Consider the following 542-nt stretch of genomic DNA (forward strand, 5'->3'; position numbering starts at 1 on the left):
CCGTGTGGGTGATAACGACCAACCACGTCACCGACTACGCGTGCCGATTTGATGAAGCGCTTCTCGTGATGCGACGCGCCCCACAGGATACGTCGATGCACGGGCTTCAGTCCATCAAACAAGTCGGGCACTGAGCGGTCGAGGTTCACGGTCACGCCATACGTCTTCATACTGCGCGTCGAGAAGTCGCGCAGCGATTCGTGCCCGAGGTTGCGATCCTCGGTCGGAGCCGCCACAACCTTCTTCTTGGACTTCAACGTGTCCTTTGCCATTACCCTACCTTCTTCTTAGTCGCGGCCTTCTTGGCCACAGGTTTTGCTTCCGGCGTTGCCGCCGCCTTCTTTGCTGTCTTCTTCGGTGCCGGCTCTTCCTCAGCGTCATCAGCCCCGGCGCTCGGAAGGCCTAGCATCTGACGGCGGTAATCCACGTCATCCGACATTAGCTTCACGAAGTCAACATGGTCCGATTCGACCAAAGGTTTGATCTTGATCAAATGGCGCGTATCCGGGTCCATGATTAGTGTGCGGATCAAACCTTCATCC

General features: G+C 57.0%; 2 protein-coding genes. Both read right to left on the reverse strand.

Going from position 1 to position 542, the window contains the following annotated elements:
* Positions 1-272: DNA gyrase subunit A (locus AC1RPR_RS08125; RefSeq protein WP_481763457.1), on the reverse strand; the 272-nt coding region annotated here is incomplete at its 3' end.
* Positions 272-542 (reverse strand): hypothetical protein (locus tag AC1RPR_RS08130; protein ID WP_481763458.1); only part of this gene is annotated, 271 nt, incomplete at its 5' end. The genes AC1RPR_RS08125 and AC1RPR_RS08130, both read right to left, overlap by 1 nt.

This window comes from Dellaglioa sp. CoH-57-MRSF-22 (assembly GCF_056781895.1).